Raw genomic sequence first — 19,865 nt, 5'->3', positions numbered from 1 at the left:
ATAAATTAATAATCTAAAAGTTCTACAAAAACTTGCTTTTTATCATCACTAAATCTAGCACTATAAGAAATTTGAGTTTCGTATTCCCCTCCATCAAATAAAACTCCTTTTAAAGTACCTCTTGAATATTTTTCTCGCATTTCATTAGGCATTTGTGGATAAGTAAATTTTAACTGACCCATACAAAAACTAGTTTTTTTATCCTTGCTATCTTTGGTTATAAAACTTTCAAAAGAAGTATAAACCACTTCATTGGCATAATCTTTCAAATCAAGCAAAGGTTTAAAATGCGCCCTTAAAACCCCAAGCGTATCTGTAGATAATGCAGCCTCTAAATCCCTTATATCCATACCATTAGAATTTATCCTTAACGCCCTTAAGGATTGTTCATTTAAACCGTATTCAACATAAACCCATTCATCATTATCCAAAATACTTTTTAGTGTAAGCTTAACATCTTCATCATCGCATTTTGGCTTATTGTTAAAACATCCTGTAAATAAAAAAACAAACATCAAACTTAATAAAATATTTTTCATTATTTCTCCATTATTATTTTAATAAATTCTATGATTTCATCATTTTTAGCACCATCTTGCCCCAAAAGACTTTTTAGTAAATCCGAGCTAAGCTGTGGAGGAAATATAAGATAAGAATTTATTGGAAAACCATTTGATTTTAAGCCTATGCAAAATTGTTCATCTTTATTTGTGTATGCTTTTCCTGCAACAATTTGATAGGTATCTTTCTCATAAAGTAAGGTAGGCTCTACTTCAAAAGGTGTATATTTTTCACTCATTTTCATCTCCATTCTTTCATTGGTTTTAAAATAAAATAATCATCACTGTATGATATTTGCAATTTTTTCATAATTTTGTTTGCGAAGTTTTTTACCTACTAAAAACATATCTACAATCCACCAAATAGTCCAATTGACTATCACTAATATATATGCTATGTTCTGCAAAGATTTACTTGCAACAATATTAAAAATTATTGGAATAATCACAAATGCTAAACGCACAAAACCTAAAACCATATCACCTATCATAAAACGCCCTACTCCAAAAGGGCCAAATAAAAAAGTTCCTACCCAAAACACCAAAGTAGGGCTTTTTAGTTTAAGCATAGGAAGTTGATTTAACACATCTTTTTTTTCTTTCTTCGCTTAAGCGTTCAAATTTTTCTTTTAGCGTAATTGCCGCTAAACCATCTCTTGGTAACTTATCGCCAATATTAGAAAGAACTGAATTAAAATCCATAACTTCTCCTTGAAAATTAAAAAATATCTCGAATTATTCCATACTATAACTTAATTAATATTGAAATATTAAATATATTTTATATAAAAGATTGAATATTTCAAGTGTTTTTAATAAAGAAATTTTAATGTAAAATTTTTTAAAGGCTAAATTTTTAAGGTAAAAAATGACAAAAAAGAGCAAGCGTGATATGGCATATGAACTAGACATTGATGTTAGCACTTTATATAATTGGAGAAAATATAAACCCAATTTATATCGTATTGTTATGCTTGGCTTTAAATTTGATGAACTTTTAGAAAATAGCAAAAAAACTCATGAAGAATTGCTTCATATAGAACAAACCATACAAGATGAAATTGCTAAATTTAAATAAAACCCGCTTTTAAGCTTTTTTCTATACAATTATCACTTTTATTAAAATCAAGGATTTGAAATGTTTTTATTAGATTTTTTAATATCATTGAGTTTTATTTTTGAAATTTCAGCTCTTGTGCTATCCTTTTACTTTAAAAATTCAAAAATTTTCTTTTTGACTTTAGTATTACTAGGAGCTAAGCTGCCTTATTTTTATACAAGTTTTTTTCAAGCTAATTTATTTGTGGCTTTGTTTTTACCTATGATTTTTACTCTATTTTGCCTTGGAAAACATCATGTTTTAATTTTAAATAAAAAAAATATCGCCTCAATTACAACCCTTATTTTCATAGGCGTTTTAAGCATCATTTTACCTAGAAATACTACTTTCAATAGCGCTGGTTTAGAATTCCATTTTATTACATTAAATTTTTTTAAACCTGTGAGTGAATTAGGATTTTTATTTTTTTTAGTCGGCTTAATACTCATTTTTATCAAAACTTTTAAAACTAAAGAATATTATCTTCTTATCGCATTTTTTGCTGCATATTTTCAGTTTTTATTCCAAGAAGGAACAGGAATAAGATATTTTGAATTTGCAAGTTTGGTTTTTTGTTTTTATCTTTTAAATCACGCTTATAGGTTAGCTTTTTTTGACACCTTAACAAAGCTACCCAATGAAAAAAGCCTTACACGCTTTACAAAAGGAAAAAACAACTATATCATTGCCTTGCTTCATTTTAATGAACTAAAAGATACCAAAGAAAGCTATACCAAACTCATTTTAAAACAAATTGCAAAAATTTTAAAACGCTTTAGAGCAAAAATTTTTATCGTAGAAAATGATTTTATTTTAATTTTTAATGATAAAAATCAAGCTTTAAATCATCTTGCTTTTTTAGAATCCACCTTGAAAAACACGGAATTTAATTTAGAAAATGAAAATTTTAAACCGGATTTTAAATTGATTTGGCAAGAAAGTGAAGAAAATTTGGATAAAAATTTACAAAGTCTAAGAGCAAGACTCTTAGACTAAAAAATTATTTTTCGTTCGCTTCAACTTCGATATTTAAATTAATATCATCACTTAAAGTAATAGTTGAAGTACTTGTTGCAAATTTAAAATCAGAGCGTTTGATTTTTCCATTTAAAGAAAATCCTATTTTTTCTTTTCCATCTTTGCCTTTAGCTACACCGCCGATTTCAGCATCTAAAACGATATCTTTAGAAACTCCAGCTATAGTTAAAGTTCCTGTCATTTTGCCTTTTTCATTATCGATTTTTTCATATTTTTTCATTGTAAAAGTCATATCAGGATATTTTTTTACTTTGAAAAAATCATCTTGTTGTAAGTGATTATCTCTTGTTTGATTTTCTGTATTTACAGATGCGATTTTTATAGTTACATCAAGCTTTTTAAATTCAGCACTCGCAGGATCAAAATCAATCACCGCAGAATAATCTTTGAAATTTCCTTTTACATTGCTAATTTGTAAATGTTTGATTTTAAAACCTACATCTGTATGTGCTTTATCTAAAGTATATTCTTTAGCAAACAAACCTGTGCTTAACAAAGACACCGCAACCAATGAACTCAATAAAACTTTTTTCATTTTTTTCCTTTTTTATAGTAATTTTCAATATAAAAATTTTATTAGATAAAACATAACAAATCATTAATAAAAATCAAAAAATTTTACTATTTAAAAATTTTACAAATTCTTCAAATTTAGGCAAATCAAGCTTTATTGTTTCTCTTTGCTGTTTTCCCCACATACACTCTGGAAAAAACGCATCTTCTTTAAATCTTGCCATAACATGAAAATGCACCCTTGGCACATAATTTGCAAAAGAGGCGATATTGATTTTTTCAGGTTTGTAAAATTCTATCATAGCCTTTTCACAAAGTAAAATTTTTTCAAAAAGTTCCTTTTGCAACTCTAAAGGACAATCGCTAAATTCTTTATAAATTTCTTTAGTAAAAATTTTAAGCCAAGGCACTTGAGCCTCCTCTTTCTCTATATAAATCAAATCATTTTCATAAATCATTACATTCCTTTGAAATTGTATTTATGATTATTTTACAAAATTTATCAAATTTTTAAGTCAAAATGCGTTAAAATTCCTAAAAATTTAAAAAACAAAAAGGAGGATAAATGCAAATTAGTTCAAGTTATAACTCTTATGATTACTACTCTAGCAAACCTTCTTTTGATAAAACAAATCAATCTGATTCCACTCAAAAAGATGAAAAAAATCTTAGTGAAAATAAAGATGATAAAGAAAAAAATGGCGAACAAACCCAAATGGTTAATGGCGTAGAGCTAAGCCAAAAAGAAGTAGCTCAAGTTCGCGAACTCCAAAGTATCGATAGAAATGTAAAGGCTCATGAAGCTGCGCATCAAGCAGCGGGTGGCGGCTTAGCAGGTGCTGCAAGTTTTACTTATACAAGAGGCCCTGATAATCAAATGTATGCTACAGCGGGTGAAGTTCCTATCAGCATGCAAAAAGGAAACACACCAGAAGAAACTATAGCCAATGCAAGACAAATCGCAGCAGCAGCTATGGCTCCTGCTGATCCTAGCCCACAAGACTATAAAGTTGCAGCAAATGCTGCAAAAATGGAATTTGAAGCAAGAGCTGAAGCAATGAAGCTTAAAGCCGAAGAAGCCAAAGAAAAAGAAGAAGAAAATAAAGAAAAAGATGACAAAAATTCAGAAAATAGCTTAGAAAAAACAGATAAAGATTCAAAAAACAACGATAAAAATTCAAATTTTGATAAAGACTTTAAAAATTTTGTTGCTAGAACTTATCAACAAAACTCACAAAATAACGACATTAAATTCAATATCGCATCTTAAAATTCTTAATTTAAATAAAAAATTTCCTTATAAAAACGATGACTTGAATTTGTATGTTAAGATATTTAACATTTTTTCTTTTTTATAATTTAAATTTTTGCATTTTCAAGCTTTTATATCTATACTTTTTGGTGCAGAATTTAAAGAAAGAATTTTATTAAATTCTCCTGCATCATCATCACTAAATTTCACACCAAAAAGAATTTCTAATTCTTTGCTAGTGCTAAATTTACCTTCTAATAGTTTTTTTACAAGCTCGTTTCTTGTATTATCATCTTTGTAAGTTTCTTTGTTTTTACTTTCTGCTTGTATAGGTTTGAAAGCTTCTTTGTCTTCTTTTTGATTGTTTTTATTAGTTAAGAACCTATCTATATCTTCTTGAGTAAGTGGCTTACCAAGTTCATTAAAGAATTGTTTTTCTCTTTGTGCCCTTTCAGCACCCCATATTTTCTCAAATTCATTCATACTTGTAAGAGTTTTTAAAAGATCAACTTTTCGTTTATGAAGTGCGGACAAATCTACGCCTTCTGTAAGATAGTCTGTGCCAAATTTATTAAGTATTTTTATTTCATCCTTGCTTAGTCTATCTTCCATATATCTTTTATATAAAGAGTTTTCTACTTCTTTTACATCAGGAGATCCATTATAGCCATTTTCTTCTTTAAATTTTTCAAGATCTCCAAATTTTTTTATTATGGATTCATAATAAGCATCATCATCATTTTTAAGCACAGTTTTTTTATTGCTTGTGTTATTATTTGGATAATTGATATTTGTATATTGAGTATCAAAATTTACCATAGAAAACCCTTTTTTTATGATATTTTATTAAAATAATCTTGGATTCCAACCACCAAGAGCAGACTACATTTGCCTTTTTGTATAATTGTAGTTTAAATAAGAATTTACACCATTAATCATTTTTGCCTTCCTTGATATTATACTATATCGGAAGAAAATTAAAAATTTATAATCTTGAGAGTTTTCAAAAACTCTCAAGTTATTATCAAGCTAAGCTTTTTCCACTTTTATGATACTTTAAAATACCTTCAGCACAGCGATAAGCCAAAGCTCCTACAGTATCAGTTGGATTATATCCACTATTGTGTTGGAAATTTCCTGCTCCTACAACAAAAAGATTATCCGCATCCCAGTGTTGTAAATAAGTATTAACCACACTAGTTTCTCTATCTGCACCCATGGTTGTTCCACCTGTGTTATGAGTAGATTGATAAGGCACAACGCTATAATCCTTAAGATAAGCACCTTTTTTGATTGATTTTACTCCTTGCATTCTTTTTGCTACCTCAGCTGTTTTATCTGTGATAAATTTATGCAAAGCTCTATCTTGATCGGTGAAATTATAAGTTAAGCGTAAAAGTGGCATACCAAAAGCATCTTTATAAGTTGGATCAAGACTTAAATAATTATTCTTATGAGGCAAAGAAGCACCTTGTCCTGCTACGGTAATAGCTCTTGTGAAATTATAGTTTAATGCTTTTTTAAATTCAGCACCCCAAGTTGGAGCTCCTGCTGGAAGTGGGGCTGATTGTATAGGGCGAGTTCCAAGCTGAACGCTATAAATCATAGCTCCATGAAGGAATTTTTCCTTAGAATGATCAAAATTATCTCCGTTAAAATCATCACTCGTAGTTCCCAAAGCACCTGAACCCATGAAGGTGTTAAATTGCTCATCAAAGAAAGCTGTTGTACCCATGTTCATTTGATAACAATAATTTCTACCTAAAGTTCCTCTACCTGTTTTTGGATCGTATTGCTCACCTATGTTGCTTACCATTAAAAGCTTAGCATTGTTAAACATATAACTTGTAAGCACAACTATATCAGCAGGTTGAATATACTCTTTCATCGTTCTAGTATCGACAAATTTTACCCCCGTTACTTTTCCGTCTTTTTTAAGAATTTGCGTTACATTGCTATAAGTGCGTATAGTGTATTTACCTGTGCTCATAGCCTTTGGAATTACTGTGTTTAAAGGACTTGCTTTTGCGCCATACTCACAACCAAAACGCTCACAATACGCACAGTATTGACAAGGAGCTAAATCTTGACCATCAGGGTTTGTATAGCCACCTTTAGAATTTGAAGCTGGCAAACGATAAGTGTGTAAATTTGAACTTTTTGCTGCACTTTCAAATCGTTTAAGCATTTTAGTATTTTCAAGAGGTTCTTGTGGATAAGGACTGGATCTAAAAGCTCCCATTTTTTCCGCTAAAGGATTTGACTCACCTGATACCCCACAGGTTTTTTCAAATCTATCATAATAAGGCTCCATATCCTTATAAGTCACACCCCAATCTTGCAAGGTATAATCATTACCTAATTTATTACCATATCTTTGTTTGCTTAGGGTTTGAATTTCAAAATCATAAGGCATAAACCTAAAAGTCCAACCATTCCAATGCACCCCTGCACCGCCAACATTATTACCCAATAAAAACGAACCCATTTTACGATAAGGCAAGGCTAAACCACTAGGATCATGGCGAAAAGTCACAGTGTCTTTCGAGCAATCTTGCATCAAACCATAATTAATCCCGTATCTCCACTCATCATGGATAAAATTAAAATTTTCAGTACTTTGCATATGTCCGCGTTCTAAACTAAGTACATTCAAACCTGCTTTAGTAAGCTCTGCAGCCACTATACCTCCAGTCCATCCTGCCCCAACTGTTACCACATCTACTTTTTTTAATACTTCAGCCATTTTAACTCTCCATATCTGCTAAACTCATAGGTTCAATGTTAAAAAATTCATCACTTGCAATTTTATCCACATAGCTCATTTGTGCGCCTGGATATTGCATCATTCTCCAACCATTTTTATTATCATTTCCGCCATAAATTGGATCAGCTAAAACTCCAGCTACTGTCATATCTCTTAAAAGAGTGAAAAAATAAGAAGATTTAAAACCCGTAGTTTGAATTTTTCCTTTTTCAAAATCGCTTAGAATTTTATCCTGATCTCCACCTTTAAGCAGAGAAAAAGATTTTTTATAACGCTTTTGAGCATTTTCTTCAAGAGCATGCACACCTTCTAAAAAAATATCTTTGCGTTGCATAGGAGTTTGATAGCCTTGTTCAGCTTTACCCTCAATGAAAGGTCCTTGCATATATTCTCTATCATTATAACCATAAGCACTAGCTAGCTGATTATCGATAAAATAAGGTACGCCTAAACCTATAGCTCCTTCTCCTTGCTCATCTTTAGGATAAATTCTTTCACAGGCTGCACTTAAGGTATCAAATTCAGTTTGAGTTTGAAAAAACATTCTACCTCTAACTTTATTTGATTTTCCTTGTGAAGCTTGATGCGAATGCGTAAGTTCTGCTGCCTTTAAAACAGCACCGCCACCTATAGTACTAGCTGCTACTACAGAACCACCTAAAAGCCCTAGTTTAAAAAAGCTTCTGCGATCAATAATATTGTCTTGCATTACTTCTCCTTGATAATAATTTAAACAAGACTATATTAGCCCTATTAATATAAATTTAACTTTAAAAAGCGATAAATTTTGTGTTATTCTTAATTTTATTTAAGAATATCTTTGAAAGTAATGAAAATAGAACTTTTAATAAAGCTCTATATCTTTAGAATTAAGTTCTTTATAAGCTGCACAAGCTTCTTGATGTTTTTGATCACAAGCCATACCAAAATATCTTTTTGCCTTTGTTAAATCTTGTTTTTCTAGTTGATTATAGCGTCCTAACAAATAACAAGACTCACCAAAACCTAAAGTGCAAGATTTAGAATAAAAAGCAAGGGCAGATTTTACACTTGCTTTAACAAGCTCTCCTTTATCATATAAAGACCCTAATTGATAACAAGCTCTTGCATTTTTTAAATCACAAGATCTTTTATAAAAACTTGAGGCCATTTGTCCATCTTTTTCTTTTTCATAAAATAAAGCTATATTATTACAACTTAACGATTCTCCTAAAGTACAAGCTTTATTAAAAGCCAAAAGAGCTTCATTTTTATAACCTTGATTTTGCAAAAGCAAAGCCATATTAGAACACGCACTTGCTAAACCCAATTTACAAGCTTTATCATAAAATTTATAAGCTTGATTTAAATCCTTACTCATACCCTTAGCACTTTCGTACATAAAAGCTAAAGAAAAACAAGCTTTAGAAATATCTTTTTCACAAAGGCTTTTAAAAATTTCATAAGCTTTATCAAATTTATTTGCTTCATAAAGTTTTAAACCTTCTTCTAATTCACTTAATGCAAGTAATGAATTAAAAAATAAAAATAAAGCTAAAAATATTCTCATTAATCTTCCTTTATACTTTCTCTAACATTTAAAATCTGTACTCTTCTTTTTTGAAGTTCTGCTTTTTTAAGATCTAAAAATTTATTTTTTTCTTGGATTAAATTTTGACTTTGTTCTAAAAAATTTTTTGCAATTTTTGTCAAAATAGGCTTATTAATAAGCAAAGTTTCAAACTCATAAACATTTAATTCATTTAAAACTCTTTCATAAATTTCGCTTTTTTTAGGATAAAAAAGTACGAATTCAGAACTATCAAGCTCATAAAGAACACGACTTTCATTGATTTTACGACTAAAAAATGCAAGGCTTAGTTTCGTAGCATTTTCATAATTTGTAAAAGCCTTAAGATTTAATTTTTCAAAAAATAAATCAAGCTCTAAAATACTTTTAAATAAAAGCTCCTTAAAATCTTTCAAAAAGTACTCATCACTTGCATTGCAAAAAGCTCTTAATTCACTAAAATTTTTATCACTTTGGAAAATGTGATCTTTTTGTATGTTTGAAAATTCTGCTTTAAAAAGCAAAATTTCTCTTTCAAGTATGTTTATAAAATCTTTTAATTTCATCTTGATTTCTTCAAAAGATTTATAAAGTTCATTTTTGATTTTTTTAAACTCTTTACTCATCACATCACTATTATAAAACATCGCCAAAAAAGCATCGTCGCTTGAAATATAAGGCGCTTTATAATCATATCTTGTGTATAAATCTTTCTTTAAAAATCCTTTGCTTTCTTTGTAAAAATAAGCATCTTTTTCCTTAACACTTGCAAAAATTTCACTAGAAATTCTTTCGCTAATGCTTTTAAGCTGTTCTAAAATCTGATGATTTAAAATTTCAATCTCTTTTAAAAAAAATTCATACGCTAAAAGTAAATGCTTTTCATAACTTTGAAATTGATTTAATAAACGATCAAAAATACCTACAAAAAGTTGGTTTTCATCTTCTAAAATTTCGCATAAATTTAAAATTTTTCTTTTAACAAATTTTTCTTTTAAAACTGTTGTATCTAGCTGAGTTAAAAAATCAAGCAAAGATTGAAAATTAGATTTTTCATAGCTTTGCTCATCTTTAGCCTCTTTGCAAGAAATGGCAATAAGCTCATTAAAATATTTTAAAAACACACTTTTTGCATAATTTAAAACATTATCTAGCTCTTCTGTGCTTAATTTATCTTTTTGATTTAATACACAAATGCTATTTTCTCCTAAAAGTTCTAAATTTGCTTTTATGGCATCTTCTTCACTTTTTTTACCTGCATTATCAATCAAACTTAACCAAATCGCTCCATGAATATTTTTAAGCTCATCAAGAGTTGTTAAAGTATCATTTTCATTTGCATTTAAACCTGGAGTATCTACAAGAGTGATTTTTTCAAGTAAAGGAATGGGTGCAAAAATATGCAAACTTTTTGCTTGTTTTACTTCATTTCTTTGATCCGTATAAAAGGCTAATTTTTCTATATTTGTGATAATATCACTTCCATCTTCAAATTCTACTCTTAAAAAATATTCTTTTGCATAGCGTAAAAAAGTAGGTTTAAAAGTAACAGGAACAACACCCGTAGGCAAACAATCACGCCCTAAGATCAAATTTAGCAAACTTGATTTACCACTTGAAAACTGCCCTATAATAGCGATATTAACATTCTTATCCAAAGAAAACACAAGCTCTTTTAATTCATTTTCTAAAGCATAACTTGCGTGCATAAAAGGCTCGTTAAGTTCCTTGCAAAGCTCTTGAATACGCCCTTTAAAACTATCATCAAAACTCACACTATAAGTATTTTCATAGGCTTTTATAAAATCATTTAAAAGATTAATCTGCATTTAAAAGCCCCATTTCAAGTTGTTTTAATTTTTCAATTTTTTCTAAATTTTCTTTAAAAGAATTTAAAATATTGGCATCTTGATTTTTCAGACTCTGTAAAACTTTTTCAAGACTTTCTAATTTTGATTTTTGATTTTTTTCATAATGTTTTAATTTATCATTTAAAAACTCAAAAAATGCTCCATTGATATTTAAAGAGTTTAAAATTTCGCTCATTTTAAATTCTTTAAAAGTATCAAAAATAACCGTATCTAAATTCGTTTCAAGCTCATATAAATCTGATTTTAGATTGCTTAATTTTTCAATTTTCAATCTTAAAAGTGCAAATTTTTCGCTTTGAAAAATACTATCTATATTTTTTGAAATTCCATCTTTAAAACCTTCAAAACCATTATCAAAATCATCTTTTAAAAAATCATATTTTAAAGATAAATTTGTTTTAAGCTCCTCGATTTTTTTAATATTTTCAAATTTAATTTCTCTTAAAATATCATTAATCCCATCTTTTGTGGTAATATCAACTATATTTAAAATACGAGAAAGATTAAGCTTTTGTGCATTATTTTTCAAATATTTAAACTCATCTATCAAACGTTCTTTTAATTTTTTAGCCAAAAGTAAAACAAGATTATCTATGCCACTATCTATATTTTTAAGTTTTGCAACGGAATTTGAAATTTCATCTTGTGCTTCTTTTAATAAGATATTTTGCTTTTGAAGTTCAAGTAAAAGCTTTTGATTTTCTTCACTTACACCTTGTTTATTCTCCTTAATAAGACGATTTTGCATTTCATATTCGCTTAGAATATTTTTAAGTTCCAAATGTAATTCTTTTTTGTAAGCTCTTAAGGCAATCTTGCTTTTTTCTCCTGCATAAAGCTCGTTAAAAAGATAGTTTTCAAATTCTTGCATACCACTTTTTTGCAAACTTTCCTTAGGTGCTAAACCTTTATAAAAATCACTTGCCATTTTAGCACTCACACATAAAAAATCAATCTTTTCCACCAAATTTTCATCTAAATCTACAAGTCTTGATTTTAAGCTTTCCTTGGTATAAACAATGACTTCTTCTAAATCCTTTTTGCTTAACAAATCCGCTTTAGTTAAAACAATTAAAAACTTACTCAGCCTTGAATTTAAAAGACAATGCACCAAAAAGTCTGCATCTTTTTGAGTCAAGCTTTGAGAAGCATTCATTAAATGAATTAAAAAATCACTTTCTCTAAGATACTCATTTGTAACAATTTCTCTTTGAACTACAACATCATCAAGTCCTGGAGTATCAACTATGGAAATATTATTTTTTAAAAATTCTAAATGACTTTTAATTTCTATTTTTTTAATTAAAGCTGAAATTTTATTTTTAGCTGAACTGAAATCTTTAAGCTCACAAAGTGCGATATTTTGTATTAAAGGTTTAACTTTGATAAAATCCTCTATATTTACACTCTTATCCAGCTTGTCAATAAATTCTTTTAAATCTGCATTAAAGTGCGAACTTTCAAGTATATTTTGCCATTCTTTCTTATCCCAAAAATATATCTTTGCTTCTTCGCTCTTACCATAACTTAATACTGTTAAATTAGCTGTTTCAGGTATGTTTGAAACGCCTAAAAAATCTTCTTTTAAAAGAGCATTTAAAAGGCTTGATTTTCCTGCATTCATCACGCCAGTGATGGCTATATTAAACTCTAAATTTTGAAATTTTTCCAAAGTTTTTTGAAGTCTTGATTTTAAATTTTCATCAAAACTTAGCTTTTGAAGCTCTAAATTAATGGTGTTTAATTCTTTAAAATCATTTTGAAATAAAGCTTTTTGATCTATACTTTGAACTTTTTCTTGTGAAATAAAATCAAATATTTCAGTATTTTTTGAAATTTTTTCTAAAATTTTTAGAGCCTTAAGCAAATCTTGCTTTGAAATAAAACCTGATTTAAAAAAATTTAAAATACAAATTTGAGCATTTTGTATACTAAAAATATCCACTCTTAAATCAATTTTTTTGCAAAGCTCTTGAAATTCTTTTAAGAGAAAATATCTTTCATAATTGTCTTTATTGACACTTAAAATAATCGCACACTCGGCCGTATCAAGTTTGCTTTTATCTTGAAATTTAGCATCAAAATTTAAAAATTGAAGTTCATTTTGCCAAATTTTTTGGAATAATTCTTTCATAATCTTCCCCTTAAAAAGGGGAAAGATTTATTTGTTTCTTTGAGCGACAAGTTGTTTTCTCATATAAGCGATTTTACTTTGCAAAGGTAATTCTTTAGGGCAATTATCTTCACAAGCAAGCAATGACATACAACCAAAAACACCATCATCATCGCCTACTAATTCATAAAAATCTTCCACACTTCTATGGTCATGCGGATCTTGTAAATATCTAGCTGTTCTTAAAAGTCCTGTAGCAGCTATGAAATTTGGGCGCATAAGTTTAGTTGCACAAGAAGCTACACAAATTCCACACTCTATACAACGATCAAGTTCAAAAGTTTCATCCGCAACTTCTGGCTCAATGCGTTCTTCAAGTTTAGAAATATCAGTTTCTTTTTCATTATGCACCCAGCTTTCAACACGCTTACACATGTCTTCAAACCACTCGCCTGTATTCACGCTTAAATCTTTAATATGCCTAAATGCAGGCATAGGCATAAGCTCTATCACTCCATCAGGATAATCTTTAGTTAAAGTTTTACAAGCAAGTTTTGGCACTCCATTAATCATCATTGCACAAGATCCGCAAATCCCTGCACGACAAACAAAGTCAAAACTCAGATCCGCATCCATTTTTTCACGGATCAAAGTCAAACATACAAAAACCGTCATAAAAGGAGTTTCTTCAAGCTCATAAGTCACAAAATGTGGTTTAGAAATTTTGCTTAAAGGATTATATTTAAATGCCTTTATTGTCAATTTTCTACTCATAATCAACTCCTATTCTTTGGTTTGGTGCTTTATATTTAGCTTGTAATTCATAAGGCATTAAAGCGTTTTGAATTTCATAACGACCTTTGCCTTCAGCTTCCATTTTTTCACGTATTGCATCCACTTCAGCTTGGCGTTTTTCACTTAAAGGATTTTCTATAATATTTCCTTTAGCTCCATATCCACGGAATGCTGGTGGAATTTCCATTTTCATAATATCAAGCTCTTCATATTCTATGCGTGGTAATGTTTCGCCTTCTACCCAAAAAGTATTGGTTCTTTTCATCCAATTTAAATCATCTCTTTTTGGATAATCTTCCCTATAATGCGCCCCACGACTTTCTGTTCTTAAAAGCGCTCCATAAGCTACACAAAGTGCTATTTTTAACATTCTTGGTACTCTATACGCTTCTTCAAGCTCTGGATTTGCACAATCAAGCTCTTTACAATGCACTTTAACATCTTGAGAATCTTTATAAAGTTTTTCAAGTTCATCTACTGCTTCTTTCAAACCTTCACCTGTTCTAAAGATAGCTACCTTATCCCACATGATTTCTTTCATTCTATTTTTGATTTCAAAAACATTATGTTTACCTTCTTTATCTACTAAAGATTTTAAATATTGATACTCTTTAGTTAAGAAGTCTTTTACTACATTTGTGTCAATTACTTCACCATTATTTTTACAATAATCTGCAAAATAATCTCCCACTATCATACCTGCTACAACAGTTTCAGCACATGAATTTCCACCTAAACGATTAAATCCGTGCATATCCCAGCAAGCTGCTTCTCCACAAGCAAAAAGTCCTTCTAGCCATTGACTTTCACCTGTTGGTTTAGTTCTAATTCCACCCATAGAATAATGCTGCATTGGAAGAACTGGCGCCCAACCTTTTGGACCTTCATCTGCTGGATCAATACCATTGAAAGTTTTGCAAATATCTTGTACATCGCGGAGATTTTTTTCCACATGAGCACGACCCAATATAGAAATATCAAGCCATAAATGATCCCCATAAGGGCTTTTTACACCTTTGCCTTTACGAATATGTTCCATCATTCTACGACTTACCACATCACGGCTTGCAAGTTCTTTTTTCTCTGGTTCATAATCAGGCATAAAACGATATCCATCCACGTCACGTAAAATTCCGCCATCGCCACGACAACCTTCAGTAAGCAAAATACCGCTTGGTACAATAGGAGTTGGATGAAATTGCACTGCTTCCATATTTGAAAGTCTGCAAAGCCCTGTTTCAAGAGCGATGGCTGCACCCGTTCCTTCGCAAATTACCGCATTTGTAGTTTGTTTATAAATTCTACCATAGCCCCCTGTTGCTATCATGGTTCCTCTTGCAATATAAGCAATGAGTTGTCCATTAGTTAAATCTCTAGCGATCACACCTAAGCATTTTTTACCATCATGGATAATTCTTACTGCTTCCATTCTATCAATGATTTTTACTTGATGTTTAATAGCTTCATTTGCTACACCATAAAGCATACAATGCCCTGTTGCATCTGCGATATAGCAAGTTCTCCATTTTTTAGTTCCACCAAAATCTCTAGCATTAATAAGCCCGTGCGCTTCTTCTTTTTCTTCAATCACAGTTTTTTGTGCATTGATTACAACAGTTCTTGGACCTTTAGTAACTCTAGTCCAAGGCACACCCCAAGCCGCAAGTTCACGCACTGCTTTTGGTGCAGTTTGAGCAAACATTCTTGCTACTTCTTGATCACAGCCCCAATCACTTCCCTTTACTGTATCTGCAAAGTGAAGATCTTCATTATCACCCTCACCTTTTGCCCCATTTGCTAAACTTGCCTGCATACCTCCTTGCACCGCTGCAGAGTGAGAACGCTTCACTGGACAAATACTTAAAAGTGTTACACTTTGGCCACTCTTTGCTACTTCAATAGCCGCTCTAAGACCTGCTAATCCTCCGCCTATTACTAAAGCATCACTATATTGTATATTCATAATTTGCTCCATTGTAGTTTTTTATCATCGCAGTAGTTTGGGTTTGATTTTGGTAGTTTTCATAACCTATTTTTATAAATGCTGCAAGACTTAATACACCTAAAACTAGGAAGAAAATGCTGATTATCCATTTAGCAGTTTTAAGCTTTTTACGACTTTCTTTTGCATTTTTTCCTTCAAACCAACCCCATTTAACACAAAGTCTGTAAAGACCTATACTTCCGTGAAGCTCAACACACACTAAAAGAACAGCATAAAAAAGCCACATAAAATGACTTACAACCCTATCTCCTGACATATCACCACTAATTTTATCTGCATTGGTTACAATAAAAATAAGATGAGCAGAACCTAAGAAAAACATAATAAAACCTGTAAAAGCTTGAACCCACCATAACGAAGTATCGCTGTGATTCATTTTTTTACTGTGTGTTCTTAGTATTTGATACTGGCGATAATTAATAGGAAATTTTCTCATTGCAAGTAAAGCATGAACGAAAAAAACCACTAAAACACAGGCGGCTAAAAATGAAGTAAGATAACTCATAACAGGATTATCATAAACAAATTTTAATTCTAAAAAATGGACCACAGAATTAAAAAAATCCTCACTGACTAAAATTGTAGAAACAAAAAGCATATGCACCCACATAAAAAGACCTAAAAAAAGCCCTGAAGCACTTTGGATAAAGTCTAATTTCGCAGGCATTTTACTTTTTTTGCCCTCAATGCTCTTACCCAAATAACCTTCGATAAGCTCACGCATCTTTACTCCTTTGTAAAAAGAAATTAAAAAAAATCCATTTCATTATATTACAAAAGTCTTTAAGATAGATTAAATATTTACTTTTTTAAACTTTATACAAATATAAACTAACAAAGCTGTTATAAACATTATAAAACTTAAAATTTGCCCCATACTCATACCCCATAAAACAAAACCTATACCAAAATCAGGCTCGCGATAAAATTCACATATAAATCTTGCCAATGAATAAGCACCAGCATAAACAAGAATCAATTCCCCTTGAAAACTTTGCTTAAATCTTGCTAAATAAACTATAATAAAAACAACAATACCTTCTAAAAATGCTTCATAAAGTTGCGATGGATGACGCAATACTCCATCAACATAAATTCCCCAAGGCACATTTGTAATGCGACCAAAAAGCTCTTGATTTAAAAAATTTCCTATACGACCAAAAACATAAGCCAATGGAACACTTAAAGCGACCAAATCAAGAAAAATCCAAGGATTTGTTTTATATTTTTTGCAAAACAATAAAGTAGCTATCAAAAATCCTATAATTGCTCCATGATAACTCATACCTCGAATACCTACAAATTCACCATTAATATAAGGATTAAAAATTTGCCAAGGATGAGTAATATAATACATAGTATTTGCATCATAAATCAAAATATATCCAAGCCTTGCACCTAAAATAACCCCTATTTCAACCCATATAAAATAACTATCCAAATGTTTTTCATTAATGTCTAGTTGAAATTTTCTTACAAAAAATTTAGCCAAAAGCAAAGCCAAAAGCAAAGCTATAACATACATAATGCCATACCAATGCACCTTTAAACCAAAGATGCTAAAAGCTATAACATTAAAATTTGAATAAATATGCTGCCAAAATTCCATATATCTTTCCTAATTTTCTTTTATAAAAATATAACAAAAAAACTTTAACTTGCTATAATTAACACAAACACATTAAATAAAGGTAAAAAATGAAAAAATATATTTTACTTGCTAGTAGTATGTTAATTTTAGCAGCTTGTGGGGGTACAAGCAGTAATTTTGTCAATGTTTCTATGCCAAATTTTAAACCCCAAGTTCCAACAAAGGTTGAACCTATTGATTCTGGAGTAAGCATTGCTCTTGAGCCTATTAATATAGAACAAAATAACAATTATTCTGATTATTTTGAAAATTCAGTGCTTAAAATTCGCATAGAAAAAGAAATTGATCTTTTAAAACAAAATTTAGAAGAGCAGATCAAAACCATCGCTCAACTAAAAGGCTATAAAATAGTTACTACTAATCCAGACTACACTCTTAAAAGTTCAATCAGTATTTATACGGAAGAAAAAAATGCACAAAAAACAAGCAATTTTATGAGTGGAGATTATGTAAAATCCAATTTAGGTATAAATTTTAAAGGTAAAATAGATTTTATAGATGCACACAATCCACAAAATTCAACCAATCTTTCAAGTAGCACCAAACTGGATTCTTTAGTTGCGCTTAACTATCCTATTAAAAATGATGATGGAGTTAATATGTTTAAAACTACTATCTCTACCGTACCAACTCAACTCAATAAAGGTTTAGAGCAACCTGCTTTTGAAATTGATAAAAGTTTTTTAGCTTTTTATAAAAATACATTAAATACACTTTATAACAATCTACCAAAAGCAACAGACATAGGCAAAACTATACCTAATACAAACAGTGGTTTTAATAGTTTTGATGGCGATGCTACCTTTGAAGAAAGCTTACCTCAAACAAATTCTAATCAAAATAATACAATTGAAAACACGCCTACACAAAATATTCCTACAAATCCATCTTCAACAAATCAAAATAATCAAAGTAAAAATCAAGATGGGGTAGAAATATTTGAATGATAAAACTTGTGGGAAAATTAAACTTTCTCACACAAAAAATAAGATTTTCTTATACAAGAAAAATAACTATCATTCTACTTTAAAATCAATGCCTGTTGCATTGCATTTTTTATCATCTCTCTTTTATCTTGTATTTCAAAAAAAAGTTCAAAAGCAAAAACTCCTTGCCATAAAAGCATATCAAGTCCATCTTTAATTTTTAAATGATACTCTTTACACAATCTATAAAAAGGTGTTTCTCTGCCATAAATTACCTCAAAAGCAAATTTAGCTTTAGGTAAAATTCTATCTAAAAGCTCTCTATCACAAGGTAAATTTTCATCTTTTAATCCAGCAGAAGTTGAATTTATAACCAAATCAAAGTCAAAATCTTGCAAGTTTTTATAAAGATAAGTTGGATAAGCTAAAAAATCTTTAAATCTTTCTTTACTACGATTAGCTATATACACTTCTACGCCTTTTTGTTTTAATGCATAAGCAAGCGCCAAAGCTGTACCTCCAGCACCCAAAATCAAAGCTTTTTTTATATTATCAAAATCCTTAATAGCTTCTAAAAAACCTAAAGCATCAGTATTATAAGCGTAAATTTTATCTTCTTTTAAGCATAAAGTATTTGCTGAGCCAATATTTCTAGCAAAATCATCCTTCACATCAGCAATATCTAAAGCTTTTTCCTTAAAAGGCAAAGTAATATTAGCTCCACTAAGTCCTAATTTAAAAAAATCTTCTCTTAAACAGTTAGCATTTCTTAAATGATAGCGTGTATAAATGCTATCAAGCCCTAAGGCTTTAATAGCATTATTATGCATTCTAGGCGATTTAGAGTGAGAAATAGGATCGCCTATAACTGCTAAAAATTTCATTTTAAAGTAAAAGAAAAAGCATCTTTTGCAATATCCTTACGGATTTTAGCAAGTTCTGCTGCAATATCTGCCTTTTCAAATGGTCCTATTAAAACCTTGGTAATTTCTTTACCTCCAACTGTAGTTTTATAAAGTTTATAATCATAACCTTTTTGCTTTACAGAAGCAAGTTCTTTTGATTTTTGATCCAAATTACTTACTGAGAAAATTTGCACATAAATACCCGATGCCAAACCACTTGGATGTACAGGTTTAGCATCAACATTTTTAAATAAATCATTTGCATTTTGTTCTTTTTTAGGGGTTTGTTTTGCACTTTCTTTTTCTTTTTTTACAGCTATTTGTTTTTTTGCTTCTTCTTTAGGTTTTGCAGTTTGTTTTACTTCTTGTTTAGGAGCACTTGCTTGTGGAGTGGTATTTTCTGAAGTAGTTGCTGTTGGTTCTGCTGGAACTTCTTGATCAGGCATAGCAAAATTTGTGCTATCATTGTTATTTAAACTAGAGGTTGTTGTATTTTGAGTTGTATTTTGTTCATCTTGAAATTGTTTTCTTAATGCCTCAAATTGATCTTCTGCTGAAGTATTATCTGTAATTGGCATACTTTCAAAAGAAGTATCATTGTTATTGTCTTGAGTTGCTATAGGTTCACTTGGCAATACACTTTGATTTTGCGTATTTTCATCACCACTACCATTAATAAGCTTCATAACTATCATGATAGCTAAAAACAAAATAACTAAAGCAATAACTCGTAAAAGAATTTTTTTTACTTTTTCACTTTTATTACTTTTTTCTAAAATAATATCATCAAATTCATTTTTTTGATTTTCCATAATTTGTCC

20 protein-coding genes and 1 pseudogene are annotated in these 19,865 nt (G+C 30.0%); 4 read left to right on the top strand and 17 right to left on the bottom strand.

Annotation, left to right across the window (positions count from 1 at the left end; translation table 11 throughout):
* Positions 1-5 precede the first annotated feature (5 nt).
* The 3 genes and pseudogenes from FBF21_RS02290 to FBF21_RS02280 form a co-directional block, all read right to left on the bottom strand.
* Positions 6-539, bottom strand: coding sequence for a hypothetical protein (locus FBF21_RS02290; RefSeq protein ID WP_002860259.1), 534 nt, complete (start codon positions 537-539; stop codon positions 6-8).
* Positions 539-799, bottom strand: coding sequence for a hypothetical protein (locus tag FBF21_RS02285; protein ID WP_002867938.1), 261 nt, complete (start codon positions 797-799; stop codon positions 539-541). The genes FBF21_RS02290 and FBF21_RS02285 overlap by 1 nt, the downstream gene beginning before the upstream one ends.
* Before the next feature lie 42 nt (positions 800-841).
* Positions 842-1,262, bottom strand: a pseudogene (locus FBF21_RS02280) (hypothetical protein).
* 166 nt (positions 1,263-1,428) lie between these two features.
* Here FBF21_RS02280 and FBF21_RS02270 point away from each other — a divergent pair.
* Positions 1,429-1,638 carry a transcriptional regulator gene (locus tag FBF21_RS02270; RefSeq protein ID WP_002778401.1) on the top strand — a complete coding sequence of 70 codons (210 nt, stop codon included), beginning with the start codon at positions 1,429-1,431 and terminating at the stop codon, positions 1,636-1,638.
* Between the two features lie 60 nt (positions 1,639-1,698).
* Entirely contained in the window at positions 1,699-2,655 is a 957-nt protein-coding gene (locus FBF21_RS02265; protein ID WP_002859494.1) for a membrane protein, read from the top strand.
* Between the two features lie 4 nt (positions 2,656-2,659).
* Here the strand turns inward: FBF21_RS02265 and FBF21_RS02260 are convergent, their stop codons facing one another.
* Both FBF21_RS02260 and FBF21_RS02255 read right to left on the bottom strand, forming a co-directional pair.
* On the bottom strand, positions 2,660-3,232 hold the full coding sequence (locus FBF21_RS02260) for a YceI family protein (protein WP_002869915.1): 573 nt from the start codon (positions 3,230-3,232) through the stop codon (positions 2,660-2,662).
* Positions 3,233-3,305: 73 nt separating this feature from the next.
* On the bottom strand, positions 3,306-3,668 hold the full coding sequence (locus tag FBF21_RS02255; RefSeq protein WP_002855609.1) for an HIT family protein: 363 nt from the start codon (positions 3,666-3,668) through the stop codon (positions 3,306-3,308).
* Between the two features lie 107 nt (positions 3,669-3,775).
* Here FBF21_RS02255 and FBF21_RS02250 point away from each other — a divergent pair, with 107 nt between their 5' ends.
* Positions 3,776-4,480, top strand: a complete 705-nt coding sequence (locus FBF21_RS02250) for a putative metalloprotease CJM1_0395 family protein (RefSeq protein ID WP_002859493.1) — start codon at positions 3,776-3,778, stop codon at positions 4,478-4,480.
* A 105-nt stretch (positions 4,481-4,585) separates the two neighbouring features.
* On the opposite strand, the gene FBF21_RS02245 is transcribed toward FBF21_RS02250, so the two are convergent.
* The 10 genes from FBF21_RS02245 to lgt form a co-directional block, all read right to left on the bottom strand.
* Positions 4,586-5,281, bottom strand: coding sequence for a hypothetical protein (locus FBF21_RS02245; RefSeq protein WP_058001632.1), 696 nt, complete (start codon positions 5,279-5,281; stop codon positions 4,586-4,588).
* Between the two features lie 205 nt (positions 5,282-5,486).
* Positions 5,487-7,208, bottom strand: a complete 1,722-nt coding sequence (locus FBF21_RS02240; RefSeq protein WP_002869914.1) for a GMC family oxidoreductase — start codon at positions 7,206-7,208, stop codon at positions 5,487-5,489.
* A 1-nt stretch (position 7,209) separates the two neighbouring features.
* On the bottom strand, positions 7,210-7,938 hold the full coding sequence (locus FBF21_RS02235) for a gluconate 2-dehydrogenase subunit 3 family protein (protein ID WP_002855611.1): 729 nt from the start codon (positions 7,936-7,938) through the stop codon (positions 7,210-7,212).
* Between the two features lie 135 nt (positions 7,939-8,073).
* On the bottom strand, positions 8,074-8,778 hold the full coding sequence (locus FBF21_RS02230) for a tetratricopeptide repeat protein (RefSeq protein ID WP_002860264.1): 705 nt from the start codon (positions 8,776-8,778) through the stop codon (positions 8,074-8,076).
* Entirely contained in the window at positions 8,778-10,607 is a 1,830-nt protein-coding gene (locus FBF21_RS02225; protein WP_002874540.1) for a dynamin family protein, read from the bottom strand. The genes FBF21_RS02230 and FBF21_RS02225 overlap by 1 nt, the downstream gene beginning before the upstream one ends.
* Entirely contained in the window at positions 10,597-12,783 is a 2,187-nt protein-coding gene (locus FBF21_RS02220) for a dynamin family protein (RefSeq protein WP_002874539.1), read from the bottom strand. Before FBF21_RS02220 ends, FBF21_RS02225 begins: the two co-directional genes overlap by 11 nt.
* A 27-nt stretch (positions 12,784-12,810) precedes the next feature.
* Positions 12,811-13,536, bottom strand: a complete 726-nt coding sequence (locus FBF21_RS02215; RefSeq protein WP_002874538.1) for a fumarate reductase iron-sulfur subunit — start codon at positions 13,534-13,536, stop codon at positions 12,811-12,813.
* Positions 13,529-15,520: a fumarate reductase flavoprotein subunit gene (locus tag FBF21_RS02210; protein WP_002874537.1), complete on the bottom strand. Its 1,992-nt coding sequence runs from the start codon at positions 15,518-15,520 to the stop codon at positions 13,529-13,531. Before FBF21_RS02210 ends, FBF21_RS02215 begins: the two co-directional genes overlap by 8 nt.
* Positions 15,504-16,286 (bottom strand): fumarate reductase cytochrome b subunit, encoded by a 783-nt coding sequence (locus FBF21_RS02205; RefSeq protein WP_002874536.1) that lies wholly within the window; start codon positions 16,284-16,286, stop codon positions 15,504-15,506. The genes FBF21_RS02210 and FBF21_RS02205 overlap by 17 nt, the downstream gene beginning before the upstream one ends.
* A 69-nt stretch (positions 16,287-16,355) precedes the next feature.
* Positions 16,356-17,171 carry a prolipoprotein diacylglyceryl transferase gene (lgt, locus tag FBF21_RS02200; protein WP_002854600.1) on the bottom strand — a complete coding sequence of 272 codons (816 nt, stop codon included), beginning with the start codon at positions 17,169-17,171 and terminating at the stop codon, positions 16,356-16,358.
* An 89-nt stretch (positions 17,172-17,260) separates the two neighbouring features.
* Between lgt and FBF21_RS02195 the strand changes: the two genes are divergently transcribed.
* A complete protein-coding gene (locus FBF21_RS02195; protein WP_002859484.1) occupies positions 17,261-18,160 on the top strand; it encodes a membrane lipoprotein lipid attachment site-containing protein in 900 nt (299 codons plus the stop codon).
* Positions 18,161-18,234: 74 nt separating this feature from the next.
* On the opposite strand, the gene FBF21_RS02190 is transcribed toward FBF21_RS02195, so the two are convergent.
* Entirely contained in the window at positions 18,235-19,023 is a 789-nt protein-coding gene (locus tag FBF21_RS02190) for a shikimate dehydrogenase (RefSeq protein WP_002858718.1), read from the bottom strand.
* On the bottom strand, positions 19,020-19,856 hold the full coding sequence (locus tag FBF21_RS02185) for an SPOR domain-containing protein (protein WP_002869928.1): 837 nt from the start codon (positions 19,854-19,856) through the stop codon (positions 19,020-19,022). Before FBF21_RS02185 ends, FBF21_RS02190 begins: the two co-directional genes overlap by 4 nt.
* Positions 19,857-19,865 lie beyond the last annotated feature (9 nt).

It is taken from the genome of Campylobacter sp. CFSAN093238 (assembly GCF_012898015.1).
Classification (GTDB): domain Bacteria; phylum Campylobacterota; class Campylobacteria; order Campylobacterales; family Campylobacteraceae; genus Campylobacter_D; species Campylobacter_D jejuni.
The sequence above is the reverse complement of the archived record's forward strand: the minus strand, read 5'-3'. Positions and strand labels throughout refer to the sequence as shown.

Coding starts and splice junctions, on each gene's coding strand:
- FBF21_RS02220 (WP_002874539.1), bottom strand. CDS start 12,783: ATGAAAGAATTATTCCAAAAAATTTGGCAAAATGAACTTCAATTTTTA.
- FBF21_RS02215 (WP_002874538.1), bottom strand. CDS start 13,536: ATGAGTAGAAAATTGACAATAAAGGCATTTAAATATAATCCTTTAAGC.
- FBF21_RS02185 (WP_002869928.1), bottom strand. CDS start 19,856: ATGGAAAATCAAAAAAATGAATTTGATGATATTATTTTAGAAAAAAGT.
- FBF21_RS02195 (WP_002859484.1), top strand. CDS start 17,261: ATGAAAAAATATATTTTACTTGCTAGTAGTATGTTAATTTTAGCAGCT.
- FBF21_RS02230 (WP_002860264.1), bottom strand. CDS start 8,778: ATGAGAATATTTTTAGCTTTATTTTTATTTTTTAATTCATTACTTGCA.
- FBF21_RS02190 (WP_002858718.1), bottom strand. CDS start 19,023: ATGAAATTTTTAGCAGTTATAGGCGATCCTATTTCTCACTCTAAATCG.
- FBF21_RS02245 (WP_058001632.1), bottom strand. CDS start 5,281: ATGGTAAATTTTGATACTCAATATACAAATATCAATTATCCAAATAAT.
- FBF21_RS02205 (WP_002874536.1), bottom strand. CDS start 16,286: ATGCGTGAGCTTATCGAAGGTTATTTGGGTAAGAGCATTGAGGGCAAA.
- lgt (WP_002854600.1), bottom strand. CDS start 17,171: ATGGAATTTTGGCAGCATATTTATTCAAATTTTAATGTTATAGCTTTT.
- FBF21_RS02290 (WP_002860259.1), bottom strand. CDS start 539: ATGAAAAATATTTTATTAAGTTTGATGTTTGTTTTTTTATTTACAGGA.
- FBF21_RS02255 (WP_002855609.1), bottom strand. CDS start 3,668: ATGATTTATGAAAATGATTTGATTTATATAGAGAAAGAGGAGGCTCAA.
- FBF21_RS02210 (WP_002874537.1), bottom strand. CDS start 15,520: ATGAATATACAATATAGTGATGCTTTAGTAATAGGCGGAGGATTAGCA.
- FBF21_RS02285 (WP_002867938.1), bottom strand. CDS start 799: ATGAGTGAAAAATATACACCTTTTGAAGTAGAGCCTACCTTACTTTAT.
- FBF21_RS02270 (WP_002778401.1), top strand. CDS start 1,429: ATGACAAAAAAGAGCAAGCGTGATATGGCATATGAACTAGACATTGAT.
- FBF21_RS02250 (WP_002859493.1), top strand. CDS start 3,776: ATGCAAATTAGTTCAAGTTATAACTCTTATGATTACTACTCTAGCAAA.
- FBF21_RS02240 (WP_002869914.1), bottom strand. CDS start 7,208: ATGGCTGAAGTATTAAAAAAAGTAGATGTGGTAACAGTTGGGGCAGGA.
- FBF21_RS02260 (WP_002869915.1), bottom strand. CDS start 3,232: ATGAAAAAAGTTTTATTGAGTTCATTGGTTGCGGTGTCTTTGTTAAGC.
- FBF21_RS02225 (WP_002874540.1), bottom strand. CDS start 10,607: ATGCAGATTAATCTTTTAAATGATTTTATAAAAGCCTATGAAAATACT.
- FBF21_RS02265 (WP_002859494.1), top strand. CDS start 1,699: ATGTTTTTATTAGATTTTTTAATATCATTGAGTTTTATTTTTGAAATT.
- FBF21_RS02235 (WP_002855611.1), bottom strand. CDS start 7,938: ATGCAAGACAATATTATTGATCGCAGAAGCTTTTTTAAACTAGGGCTT.